This window comes from Citrobacter europaeus, assembly GCA_020099315.1.
In the GTDB taxonomy this organism is placed as follows: Bacteria; Pseudomonadota; Gammaproteobacteria; order Enterobacterales; family Enterobacteriaceae; genus Citrobacter; species Citrobacter europaeus.
Window position 1 is genome coordinate 900,206 of sequence record CP083650.1, and the last position, 22,347, is coordinate 922,552.

23 protein-coding genes are annotated in these 22,347 nt (G+C 50.4%); 19 read left to right on the plus strand and 4 right to left on the minus strand.

Translation table 11 applies throughout. From position 1 onward, the window contains the following. Positions 1–19 precede the first annotated feature (19 nt). On the plus strand, positions 20–1,021 hold the full coding sequence (locus LA337_04255; GenBank protein UBI16915.1) for a flagellar hook-associated protein: 1,002 nt from the start codon (positions 20–22) through the stop codon (positions 1,019–1,021). Here the strand turns inward: LA337_04255 and LA337_04260 are convergent. Together LA337_04260 and LA337_04265 are read right to left on the minus strand one after the other, a co-directional pair. Next, on the minus strand, positions 1,018–1,497 hold the full coding sequence (locus LA337_04260) for a hypothetical protein (protein UBI16916.1): 480 nt from the start codon (positions 1,495–1,497) through the stop codon (positions 1,018–1,020). The genes LA337_04255 and LA337_04260 overlap by 4 nt on opposite strands. Next, positions 1,475–2,425 (minus strand): winged helix-turn-helix domain-containing protein, encoded by a 951-nt coding sequence (locus LA337_04265; protein ID UBI16917.1) that lies wholly within the window; start codon positions 2,423–2,425, stop codon positions 1,475–1,477. Before LA337_04265 ends, LA337_04260 begins: the two co-directional genes overlap by 23 nt. 552 nt (positions 2,426–2,977) lie before the next feature. On the opposite strand from LA337_04265, the gene lafA reads away from it, so the two are divergent. The 11 genes from lafA to dinB all read left to right on the plus strand — a co-directional run bounded on the left by lafA (position 2,978) and on the right by dinB (position 12,259). Continuing rightward, positions 2,978–3,883 (plus strand): lateral flagellin LafA, encoded by a 906-nt coding sequence (lafA, locus tag LA337_04270; GenBank protein UBI16918.1) that lies wholly within the window; start codon positions 2,978–2,980, stop codon positions 3,881–3,883. A gap of 196 nt (positions 3,884–4,079) precedes the next feature. Next, positions 4,080–5,405: a flagellar filament capping protein FliD gene (gene fliD / locus LA337_04275; GenBank protein UBI16919.1), complete on the plus strand. Its 1,326-nt coding sequence runs from the start codon at positions 4,080–4,082 to the stop codon at positions 5,403–5,405. Positions 5,406–5,438: 33 nt separating this feature from the next. Continuing rightward, positions 5,439–5,831, plus strand: a complete 393-nt coding sequence (gene fliS, locus LA337_04280) for a flagellar export chaperone FliS (protein UBI16920.1) — start codon at positions 5,439–5,441, stop codon at positions 5,829–5,831. Between the two features lie 4 nt (positions 5,832–5,835). Continuing rightward, positions 5,836–6,159 carry a flagellar protein FliT gene (locus LA337_04285; protein UBI16921.1) on the plus strand — a complete coding sequence of 108 codons (324 nt, stop codon included), beginning with the start codon at positions 5,836–5,838 and terminating at the stop codon, positions 6,157–6,159. Continuing rightward, positions 6,156–7,331 (plus strand): flagellar hook-length control protein FliK, encoded by a 1,176-nt coding sequence (locus LA337_04290; GenBank protein UBI16922.1) that lies wholly within the window; start codon positions 6,156–6,158, stop codon positions 7,329–7,331. Before LA337_04285 ends, LA337_04290 begins: the two co-directional genes overlap by 4 nt. Positions 7,332–7,338: 7 nt before the next feature. Then, positions 7,339–7,809: a flagellar basal body-associated FliL family protein gene (locus LA337_04295; GenBank protein UBI16923.1), complete on the plus strand. Its 471-nt coding sequence runs from the start codon at positions 7,339–7,341 to the stop codon at positions 7,807–7,809. Positions 7,810–7,829: 20 nt separating this feature from the next. Continuing rightward, entirely contained in the window at positions 7,830–8,546 is a 717-nt protein-coding gene (locus tag LA337_04300; GenBank protein ID UBI16924.1) for a FliA/WhiG family RNA polymerase sigma factor, read from the plus strand. A 29-nt stretch (positions 8,547–8,575) separates the two neighbouring features. Continuing rightward, complete coding sequence (gene motA / locus LA337_04305) at positions 8,576–9,439, plus strand: flagellar motor stator protein MotA (protein UBI16925.1); 864 nt, start codon at positions 8,576–8,578, stop codon at positions 9,437–9,439. Between the two features lie 2 nt (positions 9,440–9,441). Further along, the gene (lafU, locus tag LA337_04310) at positions 9,442–10,440 is read left to right on the plus strand and encodes a putative lateral flagellar export/assembly protein LafU (GenBank protein UBI16926.1); all 999 of its coding nucleotides are present in this window, start codon (positions 9,442–9,444) and stop codon (positions 10,438–10,440) included. Between the two features lie 55 nt (positions 10,441–10,495). Further along, complete coding sequence (locus LA337_04315) at positions 10,496–11,137, plus strand: DNA primase (GenBank protein UBI16927.1); 642 nt, start codon at positions 10,496–10,498, stop codon at positions 11,135–11,137. A 66-nt stretch (positions 11,138–11,203) separates the two neighbouring features. Further along, positions 11,204–12,259, plus strand: coding sequence for a DNA polymerase IV (gene dinB, locus LA337_04320; protein UBI16928.1), 1,056 nt, complete (start codon positions 11,204–11,206; stop codon positions 12,257–12,259). 102 nt (positions 12,260–12,361) lie between these two features. Here dinB and pepD read toward each other — a convergent pair whose 3' ends face one another. Continuing rightward, positions 12,362–13,819, minus strand: coding sequence for a cytosol nonspecific dipeptidase (gene pepD, locus LA337_04325; protein UBI16929.1), 1,458 nt, complete (start codon positions 13,817–13,819; stop codon positions 12,362–12,364). Between the two features lie 261 nt (positions 13,820–14,080). Between pepD and gpt the strand changes: the two genes are divergently transcribed. The 3 genes from gpt to crl all read left to right on the plus strand — a co-directional run bounded on the left by gpt (position 14,081) and on the right by crl (position 16,343). Further along, on the plus strand, positions 14,081–14,539 hold the full coding sequence (gene gpt, locus LA337_04330; protein ID UBI16930.1) for a xanthine phosphoribosyltransferase: 459 nt from the start codon (positions 14,081–14,083) through the stop codon (positions 14,537–14,539). 100 nt (positions 14,540–14,639) lie between these two features. Further along, positions 14,640–15,884: an esterase FrsA gene (frsA, locus tag LA337_04335; GenBank protein UBI16931.1), complete on the plus strand. Its 1,245-nt coding sequence runs from the start codon at positions 14,640–14,642 to the stop codon at positions 15,882–15,884. A gap of 57 nt (positions 15,885–15,941) precedes the next feature. Then, complete coding sequence (crl, locus tag LA337_04340) at positions 15,942–16,343, plus strand: sigma factor-binding protein Crl (protein ID UBI16932.1); 402 nt, start codon at positions 15,942–15,944, stop codon at positions 16,341–16,343. A 57-nt stretch (positions 16,344–16,400) separates the two neighbouring features. On the opposite strand, the gene phoE is transcribed toward crl, so the two are convergent. After that, positions 16,401–17,456, minus strand: a complete 1,056-nt coding sequence (gene phoE, locus LA337_04345) for a phosphoporin PhoE (protein ID UBI16933.1) — start codon at positions 17,454–17,456, stop codon at positions 16,401–16,403. Between the two features lie 289 nt (positions 17,457–17,745). Between phoE and proB the strand changes: the two genes are divergently transcribed. The 4 genes from proB to LA337_04365 all read left to right on the plus strand — a co-directional run bounded on the left by proB (position 17,746) and on the right by LA337_04365 (position 22,297). Further along, a complete protein-coding gene (gene proB / locus LA337_04350) occupies positions 17,746–18,849 on the plus strand; it encodes a glutamate 5-kinase (protein ID UBI16934.1) in 1,104 nt (367 codons plus the stop codon). An 11-nt stretch (positions 18,850–18,860) separates the two neighbouring features. Continuing rightward, on the plus strand, positions 18,861–20,111 hold the full coding sequence (gene proA, locus LA337_04355; GenBank protein UBI16935.1) for a glutamate-5-semialdehyde dehydrogenase: 1,251 nt from the start codon (positions 18,861–18,863) through the stop codon (positions 20,109–20,111). A 282-nt stretch (positions 20,112–20,393) separates the two neighbouring features. Further along, a complete protein-coding gene (locus LA337_04360; protein UBI16936.1) occupies positions 20,394–21,113 on the plus strand; it encodes a Crp/Fnr family transcriptional regulator in 720 nt (239 codons plus the stop codon). Between the two features lie 596 nt (positions 21,114–21,709). Beyond that, on the plus strand, positions 21,710–22,297 hold the full coding sequence (locus LA337_04365; GenBank protein UBI16937.1) for a common pilus major fimbrillin subunit EcpA: 588 nt from the start codon (positions 21,710–21,712) through the stop codon (positions 22,295–22,297). The last annotated feature ends 50 nt before the right edge of the window (positions 22,298–22,347 follow it).

Here is a 22,347-nt window from a genome sequence, read left to right on the forward strand (position 1 = left end):
GCAGTAGCTCAGGAATAGTATGCAGGTCGGTTTAAATACAACATCACTCTCCGGTAGCGGAGCGCTTAATCCTTCTGTGCAGCAGCATACCGTTGCGCAGAATGCCCCTGTCCGTCAAAAGTTACCCGCAACGGCGAGTGATTATCCGGCCTCACCACTCATTACCACCCGGCCTCAGCGCTACAGTGTGCAGCTTAACGATCAGCTCACCACGCTGCAGCAGGCTGACCACTACCTGGGACAACTGGAACAGCATTTGCTTGACTATCGCCACGCATCGCGCCGCGGCCCACAGGCGCAGCAGCAAAAAGGGACCGAGCTGTCACAGTGGCTGGATAAAAGAACGGCGTTATCCGGCGGCGCGGTGGACAGGCAATTGCGTCCGGTTTTGCAGGGCGAGGCGCGAGTGACATTTCACTCACCTGAACTGGCGCAAATGCTGCAAAAAAACGCCATAAGTTCACGTATGTTCAGCGTCTCTGACGGGCGGCAAACGCAGCACTCGGCGGTGGTGGTCGGTGAAGATCTGGATCCCGGTCAGTACAAAATGATGATGAGCAACGCGCTGCGTCGTGTCGGGGTGCAGGTGCACGATCAGCAGGGGGCGCTGAGCTTTTCCACTGCGGAAAAGCAGTGGCCACAGATCCAACAAACCCTGAGCGTACGCGATGTTGATGCGAAGTCATCGGCGTTTACCCTACTCAAAACGTTTGCCGATCCGTCCCGTTCAGAAGACCTTCTGCAACATATCGCGCAGGGCGGTTCCCGTTCTCAGGATGGCTTACAGCAGACGCTGGATGTCATTGGCGATCAGCGTGCGCAAATGGCCGCGCAGCAGGAGAAGGCCCGACAGCTGATTGACGGTATGGCGCGTTTTCCGCAGGCAGAAAGTGCGGTTAAAGCTTCGGAATCACTGGGCGGGATATTGGATCATGCTAATCACAATTATCAGGTTTTAGCACAGGCGGTAAACGGACAAGCCCGGCTTTCCAGCCAGACGGTCCGTAGTTTATTAAGCTAATCCTGATGGCATGCTTTTGTTGAGAAAGTAAAAGCAGAGGGGTCTGTGATTAACAGACCTCCTACATCCTGTGTAAAAAGCAAATTTTGCTGCGCGTCTAAATGAATCCACCACGTATGCAGGTTGTGTTCTGTCACAAACGACCCGAAATTCGCCAGCCGAGAATCGTTTTGATCGGTTTTGGTCGTACTAAAATGAAACTCCCCCTGTTTCGACGTGCCAGCATAATGGTTAATACAGGCGGCGATCTTAAACGTTGATGGCGTTTTGTTACTTTGCTCCAATGGGACGAGAGTAACGGTCGTGTTTTTATTCAGTGGACTCGTAATGAGTTCATAATGTACGTTTTTGCCAGAATTAAGATCGTAATTAACAATAACCGTATTTTCAATGTGGGCTTGGGCCATAAAGGTACAAAATAACGTTAAAGCGGACAGGCAGGGGAAAAAGTAATTATTTGCATTTTGGCATTTCATTTAACATTTTCTCCACTTCTTTAATTAAAATACCATTCATTTCATTATCTTTATTTAGCCAGTTATCAAAGCTCAGCGCTAACTGCCAGTTGTCATTGCATTGATTGCTTAGCACAATATCAAGGGCAAGCTTGTTGAGTGACACCCGATAATACAAGGTCATCGAGGCGCTATGCGTGACCAATAGTTGATTGATCTGCTCGACACCAGGAAGAATATGTTGTGAAACGAGTGATAATGATTTCTTATTCTCACCTGGATCATAAAGTTGATAAGCCGTAATACGATTGGCGTTTTCCAGCGTCTCTTTAACCAGTTGCGGGGCTTCTGGCGTTTTTGTTTCTGACGGCGCTTTAAAATAAGAGATCAGGGCAAACAGCGACAAGGCGACAACGATAACGGGTAACGTAATCAGTACGGCCCGGTAAGGGTGACGTCTGGTTGCCAGTTTTTTTTTGCTGCTTGCGTTTAAATGACTATTATTTAGATATATTTTTTCTTTTGTTGTTGATGGTAGACGCTCTTCAGATGCAAGGGTTTCAGCCACCTCAGCATTCTCTTCGGTTACCTCAACGGCGCTGTCATCAGCTTTATTTTCATTAGGATCAATGATTTCAGTCAGATAGTTTTTATTAAATAAATACCCTTTTTTAGGTATGGTTTTAATAATCTCCTGCTGTTTACCATCATCATCGATAGCAACGCGCAGGGCATGAACGGCTGTCGGCAGACTATTTCCACCGACGATGCGATTCTTCCATACTGCGGTCATTAAAAATGAACGAGATAAAACAACATCGGCATTTTTAGCTAATGTTTCTAACAGAATAAAATGGTATTCGCCCAGACGACGTATCTCGCCTGTTTCACAATGGATTAGCGCATTAAGCGAGGAATCCATCCGCCAGTTGTTGACTACAATACTCATGGTTTTATATACCCGCGCAAGATTTTTATATCCCTGGTGTCACACCGTTAAAAATCAGTGCATTAAAATTCTGGAGAAATTGAAATGTCTTTTGGCTGTGAAACAGCAGCCGAATCGCTATTGAGTGTTTTTTATGCTGTGCAAAAAGGGATTTGAAATGTAACGAAAGTGCCTGAGACTCACAATATAAAAATACAGGGTATTTGCAACTAAATGTAAAATAAGGTCAGGGAGTGGGTGATTAAAGCGCTTTTGATTGAGTATAATCTCATTGGTATCATGATGTTAGCCCTGTTGGTGTGTAAGCAATCAACCCATTATTAGATATTTCTAATAATCTTTTAATTAAATCTTGATTGAGATCTCCTTTATGTAGTGGGTGTTGGTGAAAGGGAAGCACGGAAAGCTAAAATAGAGTTGAGGTTTATCTCTCTGGTTAATGAGGTGGTGAGGAGCGTAAAAATTTTTTTTGCAGCGCTTTAAGTTTTCCAGACGGGTGGTCGTTTTTACAGAGTATCGAAACGAAAACGATTATTCCCAAGGAGCTGTACCATGTTATCGATTAATACTAATACCGCATCAATGTCTGCTGTTAATGCTATCAACAAAAGCAGCGCATCACTGTCTACTTCTATGGAACGTCTGGCGACAGGTAACCGTATTAACTCTTCTGCAGATGACGCTGCGGGCAAACAGATTGCCAGCCGTCTGACTGCGCAGTCCAGCGGTATGGGCGTTGCGCTGAGCAACATCAACGATGCGACTGCGATGCTGCAGACTGCAGACAGCATGTTTGATGAAATGACCGACGTACTGGGCCGTATGAAAGACCTGTCCACTCAGGCAGCGAACGGAACCTACAACGACGAAGATTTGCAGGCGATGCAGGACGAATACGACGAACTGGGTCAGCAGATGTCCGATATGCTGCAGAACACCACTTACGGCGGCACCAACCTGTTCGGTGTTTCCGGTACCAGCAACACCGGTAAAAATGGTCTGTTCCAGGGTGCGGTAACCTTCCAGGTTGGTGCTGAGTCTTCTGACACCATGACCGTTGATATCTCCAGCCAGCTGGGCGATCTGGTTAATGCGCTGGATGATGTTAGCGCCTCTTTCAAAGCTGACCAGTCTGGTGCTGCCGGTATCTCTGGTGGTACTGAGCTGACCACTTCTGGTTCTGCAAACCAGATGATCACCACTATTCAGACTGCAATGGATGACGTGTCTAAGATCCAGTCCAAACTGGGCGCATCTATCAACCGTCTGAACGATACCGCAGCTAACCTGACCAGCATGCAGGATAACACTGAAGTGGCGATCGGTAACATTATGGATACCGACTACGCGACGGAAGCGTCCAACATGACCCAGCAACAGGTGCTGATGCAAACTGGCATCACCATGCTGAAGCAGTCCAACAGCATGTCCAGCATGGTTTCCAGCCTGCTGCAGTAATTCCTGACTTAACGTCATTCACAACACCGCCATCCGGCGGTGTTGTGCTTTCAGCGACCTGGCTTTTACCTGGAAACCTTCCTGGGGAAGGGAAAACGCCTTTCCGCCACTAAGTTAACTTACTGAATCTGAATAATAAAAAATTTTGGCATGCTTTTTGCTATTACATAAATAACGTTGCACGGAGTCATCGATTATGAGCTTTACGAGTCCGATCCAAAAATTAGCACAAGAGTTTGCCTACGCCGATATTGCTACCCAGGCGGCGAATTTGCAGAACGAACAGAACGAATTGAATGCAGAGAGCAGCGGTCTGGACTCGCTCAGTACCGCGCTGACGAATTTTCAGACGGCCATCGATGCGCTGAACAGCAACACAGACGGCCCGCTGACGTTTTCTGCTACCTCTAATAATGACGCGAATACCGTATCGGCGAACTCCGAGGCGCAGGCCGGGACTTACTCGTTTTATGTTTCGGCGCTTGCGCAGGCGCAACAAACCACCTTCAGCATGAGCGATGACCAGTACAGCGCATCCGGTACCTTTACGTTATCGATGGATGACGGCACGACCATGGATATCGATCTTGCTGCTGCCGATGAAGATGGCGACAGTTTCATTGATGCCAGTGAACTGGTTGACGCGATCAATGACTCGGACGACAACCCCGGCGTGTCGGCGGCATTGGTTAAAACCGATGGCACCACCACCATCATGCTGACCTCTGATACTACGGGAAAGCAAAGCGGTTTTTCGGTGAGCGTTTCTGGCAACGACGATCTTGCTGCGGCGGAGTCATCTAGTGAGCAGATGTTAACGAATCCACAGGACGCCGAAATCCATTTGGGTAACGAGGACGGCCCTGCCATTACCAGCAGCTCCAATACGTTTGATGATGTTATCCCCGGCGTGACGATGACCTTTTCTGAGGTCAGCGACCCTACCGATCCTGACGATGTGACCACGTTTACCGTCGCGGAAGACTCCAGCGGATCGCAGGCCAAAGTGCAGACCTTTGTGGATGCCTACAACACGTTAATCGACACCATCGATTCGTTGACCAGCTATGGCGATGACGACACGGCTGCCGGGGTTTTTGCCGGTGACGCCGGGATGAATTCGCTGGCAAATCAGATGGATGATATTGCTCACGCCTCCTATGGCGGTGTTTCGATTGTCGACTATGGCATCACGCTGGATTCCGACGGTCACTTACAAATTGACTCCACCCAGTTCAGCGAAGAAATGGAAGAAAATCCGGACGGTTTGACCTCTATTTTCGTCGGGGAAGACAGCATGGTCGCGCAGATGGACGACCTGATGGAAAGCTATCTGGATTCCAGCAACGGCATCATCGCCATGCGTCAGGAAAACATTGATGACCAGCAGAGCAAAATTCAGGACGAAAGCGATCAACTGACTGAAACCTATAACACCAACTACGAGCGCTACGTGGAAGAGTACACCAATACGCTGGTTGAAACGTACACCATGAAAGTGAGTATGGCCGCGTTTATGTAACCGGCTGGTTTAAGAGAAGGACTGAGAATCAACATGTACGACACGCAGGATGGTTATTCGCAATACAAAGAGATGGATCTTGCTGCGCGTACCGCAGCAGCATCGCCGTTAGAGCTGGTGCTGGTGCTGTTTTCGGGGCTGATGGACGAGCTGGAACGCGCCAAAAGCCACATTGAGAACAAACGCTATGAGCGTAAGGCGCAAAGCATCAACAAATGCATTGATATTCTCAACGCCTTAACCAGCTCGCTGGAGTTTGAAACCGGCGGCGAGCTGGTGGTGAATTTGTCCCGGCTGTATGACCACTGCGTCTACCGCCTGTACGAAGCCAGCGGCGAATTGTCGCTGGAAAAAATTGATGAAGTGATCCTCATCCTGACGAATCTGCGCACGGGCTGGGAAGGTCTGTCGGCAAAACTGGGATAAGGCGATGCAAAGAGAGCGTCTGCAACAGCAACAGCAGCTTTATGCCCTGGTACAAGAGATGAACGACGCGCTGGATAACAAGCGTTGGCGACGATTACCCGGCCTGCATCAGCAGGTGATGCGCGTTTTTCATGACTATGCCGCCTGGGAAACTGATGCCGGGGCGCTGAGGGAAGTGAAAAGCAAAATGCATGCGGCGTTTGAGGCGCTAATAACCCGGCGAACGCAGCGTGCGGAAGAACTCAAAGCGCGCATGGATCAACATCAGCAAAATCAGGAAGGAATGTTGGCGTACTCAATGGTTAATTTAATTTCGGAGAAGGCATGAATCCTGTATTACTGGCCTCGGCCAGTGCGTTGGCAGAGGCCACACCGGAAAAGGCGGCTATCTCAGCCCCAACAACGTCAACGAGCGGCAGCACGTTTTCTTTGCCGCAGGCTGGGCTTAACGCGGTGGCTGAACGTTTGATCGGCGCAAAAGTCAACCAACAGCAGGCGTCGGCGGCCGGGCATCAGCGCGATGATGCAGATCCTGCGGCTATGCAGGCATTGCTGGCGATGCTGCTGGCGCAACCGGCTCAGGCGTCAGCGTCTGCACCAACCCAGAAGCAGCCGGACGGTGAGATGCTGAAAATGCTGGCGCAGGTGCAAACCTCCCAATCAGGTTCATCGCTGCTGCGTCAACTGGCGGGCGCGATGGCTCAACAAGGAAAAACGTCCTCGCCGTCGGCTGAGCAGCATGCCACTGATTTATCGTCACTGCCGCCAAAGCTGCAAACGTTGCTGGCGTCGATCGGCGAGGATTTGCCTCAGGCAACGCCGGATCAGCAGGCCAAACTGGCGACATTCTCCTCCCAGGATCTGCGCGCGATCGCGCCTGAACCTGCTTCGCTTTCGACGTCACAGCAAATTTCCGCCCGCGTGAAGTCTGAGGATCATAGCGTTCCTCGCCCGATGGCGGTGAGAAAAACGGATAGCGTGGCGGTTAACCCAACGCTTGCGACGCAAAGTTTGCTCAATACGGCGGCACAGGGAAATCAGCCGGTGAATGCTCTGAGCGATCATAGCGTGGTGTCGACGCAAGTTTCGACGCCGACCACGCTGTCAACAGAGGAACTCGGAGAGAAGCTTACCGCGCTGCTCAAAGACAGAATTCAATTCCAGTTGGGCCAGCAACAGCAGGTGTCGACTATTCGTCTTGATCCTCCTTCGCTTGGCAAACTGGAAATTGCCGTGCAGCTGGATGCCGGAAAGCTGATGGTTCACATCGGCGCAAATCAGAGTGATGTCTGCCGCTCGTTGCAGCAATTTAGCGAAAACTTACGCCAGCACCTCACGGCGCAAAACTTCATGGAAGTGAACGTTCAGGTCTCTTCCGAGGGGCAATCGCAACAGCAGCAACAGCAGTCAGATCATCAACAGGAGGAGGTTACGTCGGCGCTAACGCTTAACGATGAGCCTCAATTTCAACAGAACGAATCCGTTCTGATCAAAGTGTAAAAGCAAGATGAAGAAAATTGTTATCGCGTGTCTGATTAGCTCCGTCGTGGCGCTGGGTATTGCAGGGGGCGCAGGATGGGGCATTTATCATTCTATGACTAAAGGAACCGCAACAGCAGCAGATAAGCCTGCGCATGAAGCGGAAGATAGCCAGGATGAGTCCAGCAGTATTTTTGTCTCCCTGCCGGAAACGGTGGTTACGCTTCATGATAATGAAGGGGAAGACAGATACATGGTGGCAGAGCTGGTGATGGTCGTTGATTCAGAGAAAGACGCTGAAAAAATTAAGAAAGACGAACCGCTCTATCAAAGTATTACAGTAGATGAACTCTCGAATATGAAATATGAGGATATTCGGGCGCTGAAGATCTCCGATATCAGAAAGAAAGTTTTTGAAAATCTGAAAATTGAATTAGCGAAACGCAAAATGGCGACACCTTATAAGGACATTTTGGTGAAAAAAGTCGTGTTTCAATAAGCGACACGCCAGGAAATAACATGATCCAGGATGCTTACGAGTCAGAAGACTTTAATGCGACGCCCGTGCTAACGCCAAAGCAAGAGAGCCATTATTTACAGGCCTATCTTCCTTTGGTGCGCAAAGTGGTGCGTCAACTTGCGCCGCAATGTACCTGCGTTATGGACAGGCAGGATATGGAACAAACGGCGCTGATGGGATTGCTGAATGCGATTCGCCGCTATGGTCAACCGGATGAAGGCTTTGCCGGTTATGCCGTCCACCGTATTCGTGGCGCCATACTCGATGAGCTGCGCAGCCTCGACTGGCGGCCTCGTCAGCTACGACAAAAATACCATCAGATTAAAGATTTGATTCGTGATGCGCGTACCCGGCTCGGGCATGAACCCTCATGGGAGGAGCTTTCCCGGCTGGGGTTGTCGTCTGAAGATTATCAGGAATACCAACAACTGGAGGGCGCCGAATCGCTGGCCAGTCTGGATGAGTTACTGAATGGCGATATACCGATTGCGCCGCTCGAAGGGCGGGGGCTTGAGGAACAATTCGTCACGCAGGAAATGCTGGGTTATGCCCTGAGCCAACTCAGCGAAAAAGAGGGACTGGTGCTCTCAATGTATTACCAGCACGATATGAATTTAAAAGAGATTGCGCTGGTATTAGGGCTGACTGAAGCCCGTATTTGTCAAATGAATAAAAAAATCACGCACAAGATTCGTGATTGTTTATATCCAGATTAACAATTCCGAATCAACATGCGGAGGACGTAATGCAAAAGATTTTTGGTTTACTGGTGGTTTTAGGCTGCGTATTTGGTGGCTACTTTGAGGCTGGCGGACAATTAATTGCCATCTGGCAGCCGGCAGAAATTATTATTATCTTTGGTGCGGGTCTGGGGGCGATGATCATTGGTAACCCGGTGCACGTACTCAAAGAGATCGTCCACCAGATTAAAGGGGTGATCAGTAAAAAGAAAATGGGACCGGAGTTCCAGCGCCAACTGCTGATGTGCCTGTATGAGCTACTGGAAATGGTGCAAAACGGCGGTCTGCGCATGCTGGATCAGCATATCGAACAGCCGGAAGAAAGTACTATTTTCCAGAAATACCCGCTGGTACTGACTCAAAAACGCCTGGTGACATTTATCGCCGATAATTTCCGTCTGATGGCGATGGGGAAAATTGATGCCCACGAGCTGGAAGGGATCCTCGATCAGGAACTGGATACGGCGGAAGAATCGCTGTTAACCCCATCGCGCTCCCTGCAACGTACCGCCGAGGCGATGCCTGGCTTCGGGATTTGCGCGGCGGTGTTGGGTATCATCATCACCATGCAGTCTATCGACGGTTCCATTGCGCTTATCGGTCTGAAAGTCGCGGCGGCGCTGGTGGGGACATTCCTGGGGGTATTCATCTGTTATTGCCTGATGGACCCATTGGCAAACGCCATGGAACAGCAGGCGCGGGCAGAACACTCATTGCTTGAATGCGTACGTACCGTGCTGGTGGCGCAGGCGGGCGGTAAGCCGACGCTGCTGGCGGTCGATGCCGGACGTAAACTTCTTCATCTGGCTTCCAAACCCACATTCGCCAATCTGGATGCGTGGGTGAATGCGATGCTGGAGCAAGAATAAGCATGAGGAAGGGGCCAAATCGTCGCGATCGCGGCGCGAAAACCACCATTATCCGCCGACAAATTAAAAAGAACCATGCAGGTCATCATGGTGGAGCGTGGAAAGTGGCATTTGCTGACTTTACGCTGGCGATGATGGCGCTGTTTATGACGCTGTGGATCGTGAACAGCGTCAGTAAAGCTGACCGTGAAAACATCGTGGCAGCGCTGCATGGCCAATCAATCTTTAACGGTGGCGGTATGGCGCCGTTAAACAAGCTGGGCAAGCAGCCGATAGCGCCGGGTGCGCAGAAGAAAAACGTCACGCGTAACAAACTCGATAAAACCGCCAACCCGCAGGAGACGGCGAAGATCACGGAAGAAAACGCGAAAAAGGCGTTAGACGTGAACGAGAAAACAACGTTACTGAAGCAAAAATCAGCCCGTGAATTGGGCGAGCTGGCGACCGACATTAACGTCATCGCCCGCAACGCGCATATGGAAACTAACCTCGAGATGGAGATTGTTCCTCAGGGGCTGCGCGTACTGATTAAAGATGACCAGAACCGCAATATGTTTGAACGCGGTAGCGCCAAAATTATGCCGTTCTTTAAATCTCTGCTGGTTGAGCTGGCTCCCGTGTTTGACTCGCTGGATAACAAGATAATCATCACCGGGCATACTGACGCGATGAGCTATAAGAGCAATATTTACAACAACTGGAACCTCTCCGGCGACCGCGCATTGTCGGCACGACGCGTACTGGAAGATGCCGGAATGCCGCAGGATAAAGTTATGCAGGTCAGCGCGATGGCGGACCAAATGTTGCTGGATGCGAAAAACCCGGAAAGCGCCGGTAACCGTCGCATTGAGATCATGGTGTTGACGCAAAGCGCTTCCGATACGCTGTATCAATATTTCGGCCAGCAGGGAGAGAAGGTTGTGCAACCGCTGGTTGATAAGCTGGACAAGCAAAAGCAGGTGACTTCTTTACGTCAACAATCTGCTCCCGTCACTCATTAATTCTGTTCCCGTCCCCCACGCAACGTGGGGGCAAATTATCCCTCAGGAAGGCAATGTGATAGATGTAACCCATATTATTCCCTTGGATATTGATACTGATAACGTCACCGATGTGGCCTGTCAGGGCGCGCATTTCGACAAAGTTTCAGGTATCTGGTACACCGAACCCCATGAGTTAAACGGGGCGCTGCGTGACTATGTTTATGATACCGACAGTTTCAATATCGTCGCCCCGTACTATCTGGTGATTACCTCGAAGATGCACTGCTGGAGCTGCCACCAAATTACCCGTATTCATGGCGTGATGTTTACCCGCTTTATTAAGAAAAATCAGGATGGTCAGGGCTGGCAGTCGGTCAGGCGTAACAGCTTTTTGTTCCACATTAATTCTCTGCCTGAAGAGATAAAAAAGAACATCAAAGCCAGCAATTACTATCTCGATAAAAGTAAAACCACCGGGCTACGCTACTGGATGAACCATTGTGAAATTTGTGGCGAACGTCTGGGCGATTACGAGCTTTTCTGCGTTGAGAATGATGCCTTTCGCCTGATGACAATCGAAAAACTGCTGCGGGCAAATATTCGCAAAGTAAATAAACTGTTTGTCAGTACGGCGGGCAATCCAGCGGAACATACGAAAACGGATATTGTGCGTTACCTGTGCGATGCGCGCTTCGTCATGAATGGTCCGGCATAAGGTATAATCATACTTCTCACACTATAAAAATACTGTATACTTAAACAGTGTTGTGGGAGGCGAGTGATGCGCAAAATCATACATGTTGATATGGACTGCTTTTTCGCGGCGGTGGAAATGCGCGATAACCCCGCCCTGCGAGACATTCCCATTGCCATCGGCGGCAGCCGCGAGCGCCGGGGAGTTATCAGCACAGCCAATTACCCGGCGCGCAAATTTGGCGTACGTAGCGCGATGCCAACGGGAATGGCGTTAAAGCTGTGCCCGCATCTCACTTTATTGCCTGGTCGCTATGAGGCTTATAAAGAAGCTTCCCGGCAGATTCAGGCGATCTTCTCTCGCTATACCTCACTGATTGAACCTCTTTCGCTGGATGAAGCCTATCTGGATGTCACCGACAGTACCCACTGTCACGGTTCTGCTACGCTGATCGCCCAGGAGATCCGCCAGACGATTTTTAACGAGCTGCAGCTCACCGCCTCCGCCGGAATTGCGCCGGTTAAATTCCTGGCAAAAATTGCCTCCGATCTCAACAAGCCTAACGGGCAATATGTGATTACTCCTGCCGACGTTCCTGAATTTCTCAAAACGTTACCGTTAGGCAAAATTCCCGGCGTCGGCAAAGTCTCCGCCGCTAAGCTGGAAGCAATGGGATTACGTACCTGCGAGGATGTTCAAAAATACGACCTGGCAATGTTGCTCAAACGTTTTGGTAAGTTTGGTCGCGTGCTGTGGGAGCGTAGCCAGGGCATTGATGAGCGGGACGTCAACAACGACAGGCTGCGCAAATCCATCGGCGTGGAGCGCACGCTGGCGGAAGATATTCACGAGTGGCCAGAGTGCGAGGCAATTATTGAGCGGCTGTATCCCGAACTGGAACGGCGTCTGGCAAAGGTAAAGCCGGATCTCCTGATCGCTCGCCAGGGGATAAAACTCAAGTTTAATGATTTTCAGCAGACCACGCAGGAGCACGTCTGGCCGCGCTTAAATAAAGATGACTTGATTGCGACGGCGCGCAAAACCTGGGATGAACGTCGGGGAGGGCGTGGTGTGAGGCTGGTGGGATTACACGTCACGCTGCTGGATCCACAAATGGAAAGACAGCTACTGTTGGGGCTGTGACTCAGAACAATTACCGGATGGCGGCGTAAAAACTTTCTCAGGCCTACAAATTAGCGTGTAGGCCGGATAAGCGTAGCGCCATCCGGCATTTAGCGCAGAACCTTACTTCGCTGGAATCGACTTCAGCAGTTCAGTCAGAAGCGTCCAGTAGTGGCCGACGCTTTCAATATGAACCTGCTCATCCGGGGAGTGCGGACCCGTGATGGTTGGCCCAATGGAAACCATGTCCATTTCTGGATACGGTTTCTTGAACAGACCACATTCCAGACCGGCGTGGATAATCTGGATGTTCGGCGTTTTGTTGAACAGACGCTGATAGGTTTCGCGCACCAGGTGCATAACCGGGGAGTTAGCATCCGGCTGCCAGCCAGGATACGCGCCTTTGGCTTCCGTTTTGGCACCCGCGAGCTTGCCGAGTGAATCCAGCATGCTCACCACGTAGTCTTTACCGCTATCGATCAGCGAGCGAACCAGACAGTGGATCTGTACATTATCGTCAGTCATGGTGACCACACCGACGTTCAGGGAGGTTTCTACCACGCCTTTTGCTACGTCGGAATTGCGGATAACGCCGTTCGGGGTGGCGTTCAGCAGACGCACGAAGCTGTCGCGAGACTGAGCGGTCAGCGCGGCTTTATCTTGAGTCACGGCATCCAGCAGCAGAGCCAGGTTCTTCTCTTTGGCTTCCAGTTCGTTTTTCAGGATTTCCTGGTAAGTGCCGACCAGCGCTTTTAACGCATCAACTTTATCTGCAGCTACGGCGAGGGTAGCAAAGGCTTCACGCGGAATCGCGTTGCGCAGCGTACCGCCGTTGAAATCAACCAGACGCAGATCCAGCTCTTGGGCGTGACCCGCCAGGAAGCGGACCAGAAGCTTGTTGGCGTTACCAAGACCCACGTGGATTTCGCCGCCGGAGTGGCCGCCTTTCAGGCCTTTCAACGTCAGCTTAAAGCTCTGGAAGCCAGCCGGGATTGCTTCACGGGACAGCGGCAGGTTAGAGGTAAAGTCGATACCGCCTGCGCAACCCATGTAGATCTCACCTTCTTCTTCAGAGTCGGTGTTGATCAGAATATCTGCCTGCAGCCAGTTAGCCTGCAGACCAAACGCGCCATCCATACCCGCTTCTTCGGTCATGGTGAGCAGGACTTCTAACGGGCCGTGTACCACGTTGTCATCAGCCAGAACGGCCAGCGCAGACGCCATACCGATGCCGTTATCCGCACCCAGCGTGGTGCCACGGGCTTTTACCCATTCGCCGTCAATATAAGGCTGGATAGGATCTTTAGTGAAGTCGTGTACGGTGTCGTTGTTTTTCTGCGGGACCATATCCAGGTGCGCTTGCAGAACGACCGGCTTGCGATTTTCCATGCCTGCGGTAGCAGGTTTGCGAATCAGGATATTACCGACTTGATCGCGCTCGACGTGGAAACCTTTCTCCTGGGCCCAGCTCAGAATGTGTTCAGCGAGCTGTTCTTCATGGTAAGACGGATGAGGAATAGAACAGATTTTGGCAAAAATATCCCACAGCGGTTGCGGGGATAACTGAGACAGTTCAGACACGTTGAGTCTCCTTGGCGATGTCCTACAAAACTTGCTTGCAGGCCACGGGGTTAGCAGAATTAAAAACATCACAAGTCAGGCTTGCGCGATGCGATTGAGAATACCACTTTCTCCGCTGACGGCTAGCATAAAGCATGCAAAAAGAGGCGGGGATTCCGCGAAACACTGGTTTTTAGTGCTTCAGATCTCTATAATCTCGCGCAACCTATTTCCCCCTCGAACACTTTTTAAGCCGTAGATAAACAGGCTGGGACACTTCACATGAGCGAAAAATACGTCGTCACCTGGGACATGTTGCAGATCCATGCACGTAAACTGGCAAGCCGCCTGATGCCTTCTGAACAATGGAAAGGCATTATTGCCGTTAGCCGTGGTGGTCTGGTGCCGGGCGCATTGCTGGCGCGTGAATTGGGTATTCGTCATGTCGATACCGTATGCATCTCCAGCTACGATCACGACAACCAGCGCGAACTGAAAGTGCTGAAGCGTGCCGAAGGCGACGGTGAAGGTTTCATCGTCATTGATGACCTGGTTGACACCGGTGGAACTGCCGTTGCGATCCGCGAAATGTACCCTAAAGCGCATTTCGTTACTATTTTCGCTAAGCCGGCTGGTCGCCCGCTGGTGAATGATTATGTTGTTGATATCCCTCAGGATACCTGGATTGAGCAGCCGTGGGATATGGGCGTAGTGTTCGTCCCGCCGATCTCTGGTCGCTAATCTAAAAAGTTTTCAACGCCTGGCAACTGCCGGGCGTTGTTCTTTTTGCACTGTGTCAGGTTACACTATGCCTTAGTGAGTACTCATGGAGGCTGCAATCATGTCACAGGCTAACCTCAGCGAAGTCCTGTTTAAACCCCGCTTCAAACACCCTGAAACGTCAACGCTGGTTCGTCGTTTTAATCACGGCGCGCAGCCATCCGTACAATCCGCCCTGGATGGCAAAACCGTTCCACACTGGTATCGCATGGTGAATCGCCTGATGTGGATCTGGCGTGGCGTCGATCCGCGCGAAATCCTCGAAGTCCAGGCTCGTATCGTCATGAGCGAAGCCGAACGCACGGATAAAGAGCTCTATGACACGGTCATCGGCTATCGCGGTGGAAACTGGATCTACGAGTGGGCGAAGCAGGCGATGGACTGGCAACAGAAAGCGTCTATGGAGGAGGATCCGCAGGTGAGTGGACGCCACTGGCTGCATGCTTCCACGTTGTACAACATTGCCGCGTATCCACACTTAAAAGGCGATGAGCTGGCAGAGCAGGCGCAGGCTCTGGCCAATCGCGCTTATGAAGAAGCTGCGCAGCGTCTGCCGGGCACGCTGCGTGAGATGGAGTTTGCCGTAACCGGCGGCGCGCCGATCACCGGTTTCCTGCATATGCCAAAAGGCGACGGTCCGTTCCCGACGGTGTTGATGTGCGGTGGCCTCGACTCCATGCAAACGGATTATTACAGTCTGTATGAGCGTTACTTTGCCCCGCGCGGTATTGCTATGCTGACGCTGGATATGCCGTCGGTCGGGTTCTCATCAAAATGGAAACTGACCCAGGATTCCAGCCTGCTGCACCAGCACGTATTAAAAGCGCTGCCGAATGTTCCATGGGTGGATCACACCCGCGTGGCGGCCTTCGGTTTCCGCTTTGGTGCTAACGTGGCGGTACGCCTGGCGTATCTGGAATCATCGCGTCTGAAGGCGGTTGCCTGTCTTGGTCCGGTAGTGCATGCGCTGCTAAGTGACCCACAACGTCAGGCAAGCGTCCCGGAAATGTATCTTGACGTTCTGGCCAGTCGCCTCGGGATGCACGACGCATCCGATGAAGCGCTACGCGTTGAGCTTAATCGCTATTCATTAAAAGTGCAGGGCCTGCTGGGTCGACGCTGCCCAACGCCAATGCTGTCGGGGTTCTGGAAAAACGATCCATTTAGCCCGGAAGAGGAGTCGCGTTTAATCACATCTTCATCTTCCGACGGTAAGCTGCTGGAGATTCCATTCAACCCGGTGTATCGCAATTTTGACAAAGGCCTGCAGGAAATCACTGGTTGGATCAATCAGAGATTGTGTTAAAAGTTTGCTAAATTTTATCGATTTGGTAAAACAGGTGCTTCACCTAAGGAGATCGTAATGACGTTACCGAGTGGGCATCCGAAAAGTAGATTGATCAAGAAATTCACCGCGCTTGGCCCGTACATCCGGGAAGGGCAGTGCGAAGATAATCGGTTTTTTTTCGATTGTCTGGCTGTTTGCGTCAATGTGAAACCCGCCCCTGAAAAACGCGAGTTTTGGGGCTGGTGGATGGAACTGGAGGCGCAGGAAAAACGCTTCACCTACAGCTACCAGTTTGGCTTGTTTGATAAAGACGGGAACTGGACGGCGGTGCCGGTGAAAGAGACTGAAGTGGTAGAGCGACTGGAATACACCTTACGTGAATTTCATGAAAAATTACGTGGGTTGTTAACCTCGCTGAATCTGGCGCTGGAGCCTGCTGACGATTTTAACGATGAGCCGGTTAAATTAACGGCGTAATGAACAGTAAAATGCCGGATGGCGGCGCAACCCCATCCGGCATTTTTTTATGCTATATCAGAACTGGTAGACCATACCGACAGCGACGATATCATCATCGTTGATGCCCAGCTTATTATCGCTATCGAGCTGGTTGATTTTATAGTCGACAAACGCGGACATATTTTTGTTGAAATAGTATGTTGCGCCCACGTCGATATAATTCACCAGATCCTCATTACCTACGCCTTCAATATCTTTACCTTTTGACAGCACATAACCCAGTGACGGACGCAGACCAAAGTCAAACTGGTACTGAACAACCGCTTCGAAGTTCTGTGCTTTATTGGCGAAGCCGCCGGAAATCGGCGTCATATTGCGTGTTTCAGAATAGAACGTCGCAATATAAATATCGTTAGCATCATATTTTAAGCCGGTTGCCCAGGCTTCTGCTTTATCGCCTGTACCACGAGTTTGCAGATTCTGCTGATTGGTACGATCGGAGTTAGTATAAGCGCCGCTGACCGCGAAATCGCTGCCGCCAAAGTCATAGGTAACGGAGGTACCAAAACCGTCGCCGTTCTGTTTTTTCACATCGCGATCCTGGTTTTTACCCTGATACTGCAGGGTCAGATCCAGTCCATCCACGACGCCGAAGAAGTCGGTGTTACGGTAAGTCGCCAGGCCGCTGGCGCGTTTGGTCATAAAGTTATCGGTCTGCGCAGATGAATCGCCACCGAATTCCGGGAACATATCGGTCCACGCCTCTACATCGTACAGCGCGCCGAGGTTACGACCATAATCAAACGAGCCAAGATTTTTTAATTTCAGACCGGCAAAGGCCAGACGTGTTTTTTGCTGGTTGGAATCACTTTCAGCTTTATTGCCTGCGAACTCTGCTTCCCAGCGACCATAACCCGTCAGTTCATCATTAATTTGCGTTTCGCCCTTAAAGCCTAAACGGATATAGCTTTGGTCGCCGTCCTTGCTGTCATAATCCGTCATGTAATGCATGGCTTTTACTTTACCGTACAGGTCCAGTTTATTACCGTTCTTGTTATACACTTCCGCTGCCTGTACGGATGCCGACGCAACAATACCCATCACCACTAATGCCAGAGTGCTCTTTTTCATTTTCATTCCTGATTAAAAGTACGCGCTAATATTCACTGGGTGTGATCCCCGTTAAAAGACAGGAAGGTTTTTAACGTCTGGCAATGAACGTTTTATGACAAAGTAAGAATATTTTTAAAAAAGGATGTTTTTTTGTTTCTGTAATAAATGCGTCAAAATCTGCCGTTACGCTTGCTGATCCTGCGCAATAAATTTTCATGCTTTGTGCGCTGGTTGTTGGCAACCGGGGCCAGTCCTGCTAAAACGTTCGTTTGATATCATTTTCCCCAATTTTGAATGGCAGAGAATCATGAGTGACAGCCAGACGCTGGTGGTAAAACTTGGCACCAGTGTGTTAACGGGCGGATCGCGCCGCCTGAACCGCGCCCATATCGTAGAGCTGGTTCGCCAGTGCGCACAGCTCCATGCCGCAGGGCATCGTATTGTTATCGTTACCTCGGGCGCGATTGCCGCCGGACGTGAGCATCTTGGTTATCCTGAGCTCCCGGCAACGATAGCCTCGAAACAGCTGTTGGCGGCGGTAGGGCAGAGCCGACTGATTCAACTGTGGGAACAGCTTTTCTCGATTTACGGTATTCATATCGGCCAGATGCTGCTGACGCGTGCGGATATGGAAGACAGAGAGCGCTTCCTCAATGCCCGCGATACGCTACGTGCGCTGCTGGATAACAACATTGTTCCTGTCATTAATGAGAATGACGCCGTAGCGACCGCCGAGATTAAAGTCGGTGATAACGACAACCTATCTGCGCTGGCGGCGATTCTGGCCGGGGCCGATAAGCTGCTGCTGCTGACCGATCAGCAAGGGCTGTTCACCGCCGATCCACGCACCAACCCGCAGGCTGAGCTGATCAAAGACGTGCACGGTATTGATGATGCGCTGCGCGCCATTGCCGGAGATAGCGTTTCGGGTCTGGGAACCGGTGGCATGGGAACAAAACTGCAGGCTGCCGATGTCGCGTGCCGCGCCGGGATCGACACCATTATTGCCGCTGGCAGCAAGCCTGGCGTTATTGGCGATGTGATGGAAGGCGTTTCTGTCGGGACGCGTTTTCATGCTCAGGCCTCTCCGCTGGAAAACCGTAAACGCTGGATCTTCGGCGCACCGCCTGCCGGGGAAATTACCGTCGATGAGGGCGCGACCGCAGCGATTCTGGAACGCGGTAGCTCATTACTGCCAAAAGGCATTAAAAGCGTGACAGGCAACTTCTCTCGTGGTGAAGTGATCCGTATCTGTAATCTCGAAGGGCGCGATATTGCCCACGGTGTTACACGCTATAACAGCGATGCGCTGCGCCGTATTGCCGGACATCACTCACAACAGATCGACACCATCCTGGGCTACGAATACGGTCCGGTTGCTGTCCATCGCGACGATATGATCACCCGTTAAGGAACAGGCATATGCTGGAACAAATGGGCATTGCTGCCAAAGCTGCGTCATACAAGCTGGCGCTACTCTCCAGTCGTGAAAAAAATCGCGTACTGGAAACCATTGCTGATGAGCTGGAAGCGCAAATGGAAAGTATCCTTAGCGCTAACAAGCAGGATGTAGAACAGGCGCGTGAAAATGGTCTGAGCGAAGCGATGCTCGATCGCCTGGCGCTGACTCCTGCGCGTTTGAAAGCGATTGCTGACGATGTGCGTCAGGTCTGTAATCTCGCCGACCCGGTCGGGCAGGTGATTGACGGTGGTCTGCTGGATAGCGGCCTGCGCCTTGAACGTCGTCGCGTTCCGCTGGGTGTGATTGGCGTGATTTATGAAGCGCGCCCAAACGTCACCGTTGATGTTGCTTCCCTGTGCCTGAAAACCGGTAATGCGGCAATTCTGCGCGGTGGGAAAGAGACGTACCGGACCAACGCCGCGACCGTGGCGGTGATCCAAAAGGCGCTGGAAGCCTGCGGTTTACCCGCAGCAGCGGTGCAGTCGATAGATAATCCGGACCGCGCGCTGGTCGCTGAAATGCTGCGTATGGACAAGTACATCGATATGCTGATCCCACGCGGTGGCGCGGGCCTGCATAAGCTGTGTCGTGAGCAGTCGACCATCCCAGTCATCACCGGCGGCATTGGCGTATGCCATATTTATGTTGATGATTCTGCTGAGATAGCCCCGGCGTTAAAGATTATCGTTAATGCCAAAACTCAGCGTCCAAGCACCTGTAACACCGTAGAAACTCTGCTGGTGCATCAGGATATCGCTGAGCGTTTCCTGCCTGCATTAAGCCAAAAGATGGCGGATAGCGGTGTTACGCTGCACGGTGACGAAATCGTGATGCAGGTACTGTGTGGCCCGGCCAAACTGGTGCCGCTGAAACCGGAAGAGCTGGATAACGAGTTTCTGTCTCTGGATCTGAACGTAGTGGTGGTCGAAAATATGGATGGCGCAATCGCCCATATTCGCGAACACGGCACCCAGCACTCGGATGCTATCCTGACGCGCACGCTCAGCAACGCCAACCGTTTCGTGAATGAAGTGGACTCTTCTGCCGTGTACGTGAACGCTTCTACTCGTTTTACCGATGGCGGTCAGTTCGGACTGGGGGCGGAAGTGGCAGTTAGCACGCAAAAGCTGCACGCGCGTGGCCCAATGGGGCTGGAAGCGCTGACCACATATAAGTGGATTGGCTTCGGTGACGACACGATCCGGGCGTAATTGAAAACGGGCGATGCCATAATAGTGCTCTTAATTTTAAAGCTATTAAGGCATCTCCCGCTTAATTCTAAACTTCACTTCGCTGCCGCATTTATTTTTCTATCCTGCGTTTTAACATCATCCGCATCAGTCTGTTTTTGACCTACGCTCTCACCGGAGGCCGAAAGGCGACGTATCACAGAATTTTCCCTGCCAGCATGAATTTTCCTGGTCTGCCGTTCACGTATTGTTCCTATGGTTCGATCTATTAGAATCAGTCTCATTTTTATGAGGAGTTGTTGCGTGAAATCGGATATTCACAAACATCGTATTCCTGTTGTGCCGCTCGGCAACCCGTTTCCCCCCCGCCATTGTTCGCTGTGTCCAAAGGGAGCGGCAATTGATCGTGATAATCAACACCGATTAATAGACAAAAGAAGAAGGTTTAAAGCAGGGGAGATACTCGCCCGGCAGGATGAAGCCGCAAACATGCTTTTTGTGATTCATGAGGGGTACTGCAAGTCCAGCGTGGAATGTGGCGATAACGATTTTATCAGTCGCTTTTATGTTCCGGGAGATATCATGGCGCTGGATGCTGTCGAAGGGGGGAAGTACCTGACAACGATTAAGGCGGCAACGGCTGCGGAGGTATGTCATATCGATATTGCGCGGTTGTTCAAAGTAGCAGAAAAGGATCCGTCGGTTGCTGCCGCAGTCATCAAGTTTCTCTGCAGGGACAATGGATTCATTGTTGAAAAACTGCGGCGCTATGCGAATAAACAGGCTGAGGCCAGGATCGCTGCTTTTCTGGTGGAGTTTTACGAGATGCATTTACGTATTGGCAGGCCAGAAACGACGCTTCACTTGCCATTCTCCCGGGAGGAAATTGCCAGTTATCTCGACCTTAAAATTGAAACCGTTAGCCGGTCATTTAAATCTCTCGAACAACAAAATTTGATTACCCTACATCGGGTGCGTACGGTAACACTTAATAGTTATTTGGGATTAAAAGGTTTCAGCTAAATCTCTCCTGGTTGAACGTTATATAACACTTGATATTCCAGGAATATTCTTTTTATATGGAAAATTCCTGGTTTTATTTTTGTGAAATAATTATCAATTCGAATACTAATCCTCCAACTTAATGATTATTTTATAAGAATATTCCCCCTCATATGAATATTTTATGAGAATTTTCTTGTGAAGTTAAAAATTTAGCATAATTGCAACAAATAATAAGCATTATAGAGAAAATATGGAGGCGTTAATTATCTTTATGTTTTGTAAGGGTTTTGCTTAGGTGGTATTTGTATGATCTTTTTGATATTTATCAAAAACATAAAAAAGATGAATTGTTTGGTATTACTTATTTGTGTGGGTGATAATTCTGTAACAAGGCGTATTTCAAGTAATTTTATCTTAGGAAACTTCTTAGATAAATTTTTTTGTGGGAAAATTCTTAGTTTTTTGTAATTTTTGCGTTTCAGGGTTTGTTGAGATGTTACTTAATTCAAATGATAATTTTTTGGCGCGGCAATTCTGGCTCGCAATTAATGGAACCGCTGGAGTGACTTAAAAATAAGACTCGGTGGTGAGTTTGTTCTTAGGAGAAGATAAAAATGAAAAAATTATTATTAGTAACCTCTCTGGCTTCTGTATTTGTTGCAGCAAATGCAATGGCAGACGTTACTGCTTCTGCAACTGCCTCGTGGGACGCGACGGCAACAAAAGATACCACCAGTATGTTGGTTGTCACCCCGCTGAACTCTTTGACTTTCCAGTATGCTGAAGGTCTGAAAGCCTTCAACTCTCAGGACGGTGCTTTTGATGTGACTATTCAGGGTCAGGAAACGGCAACTGATTTTGAGCTGACTGCTCAGATCATTAGTAACACGCTGACCAACGCCAGTGGCGATGCGTCTACCCTGAACGTAGGGGTGGCATGGAATGGCACCGCGCTGACTAACTCATCAGATACTGTCCTGGTTAACTCCAGCTCGACTTCTGGTCTTGAAAGCCTGATGGCTGATGGCGCTTATAACGGTGCTGCTCGTGTCAGCGATCAATCCAACTTCAAATTCACCATCGCGTCAGCGACTTCTGATGGTAGCCAGGCAGTAACGGATTACTCTGCTCTGCCAGACGGCTATTGGACTGGAGATGTAAAAGTACAGTTTAATGCAACCTGGACGACTCCGTCTGCCTAAGTAATAAAAATTCGGGAGAATTTTTTCTCCCGAATTTATCAGGAATGGCG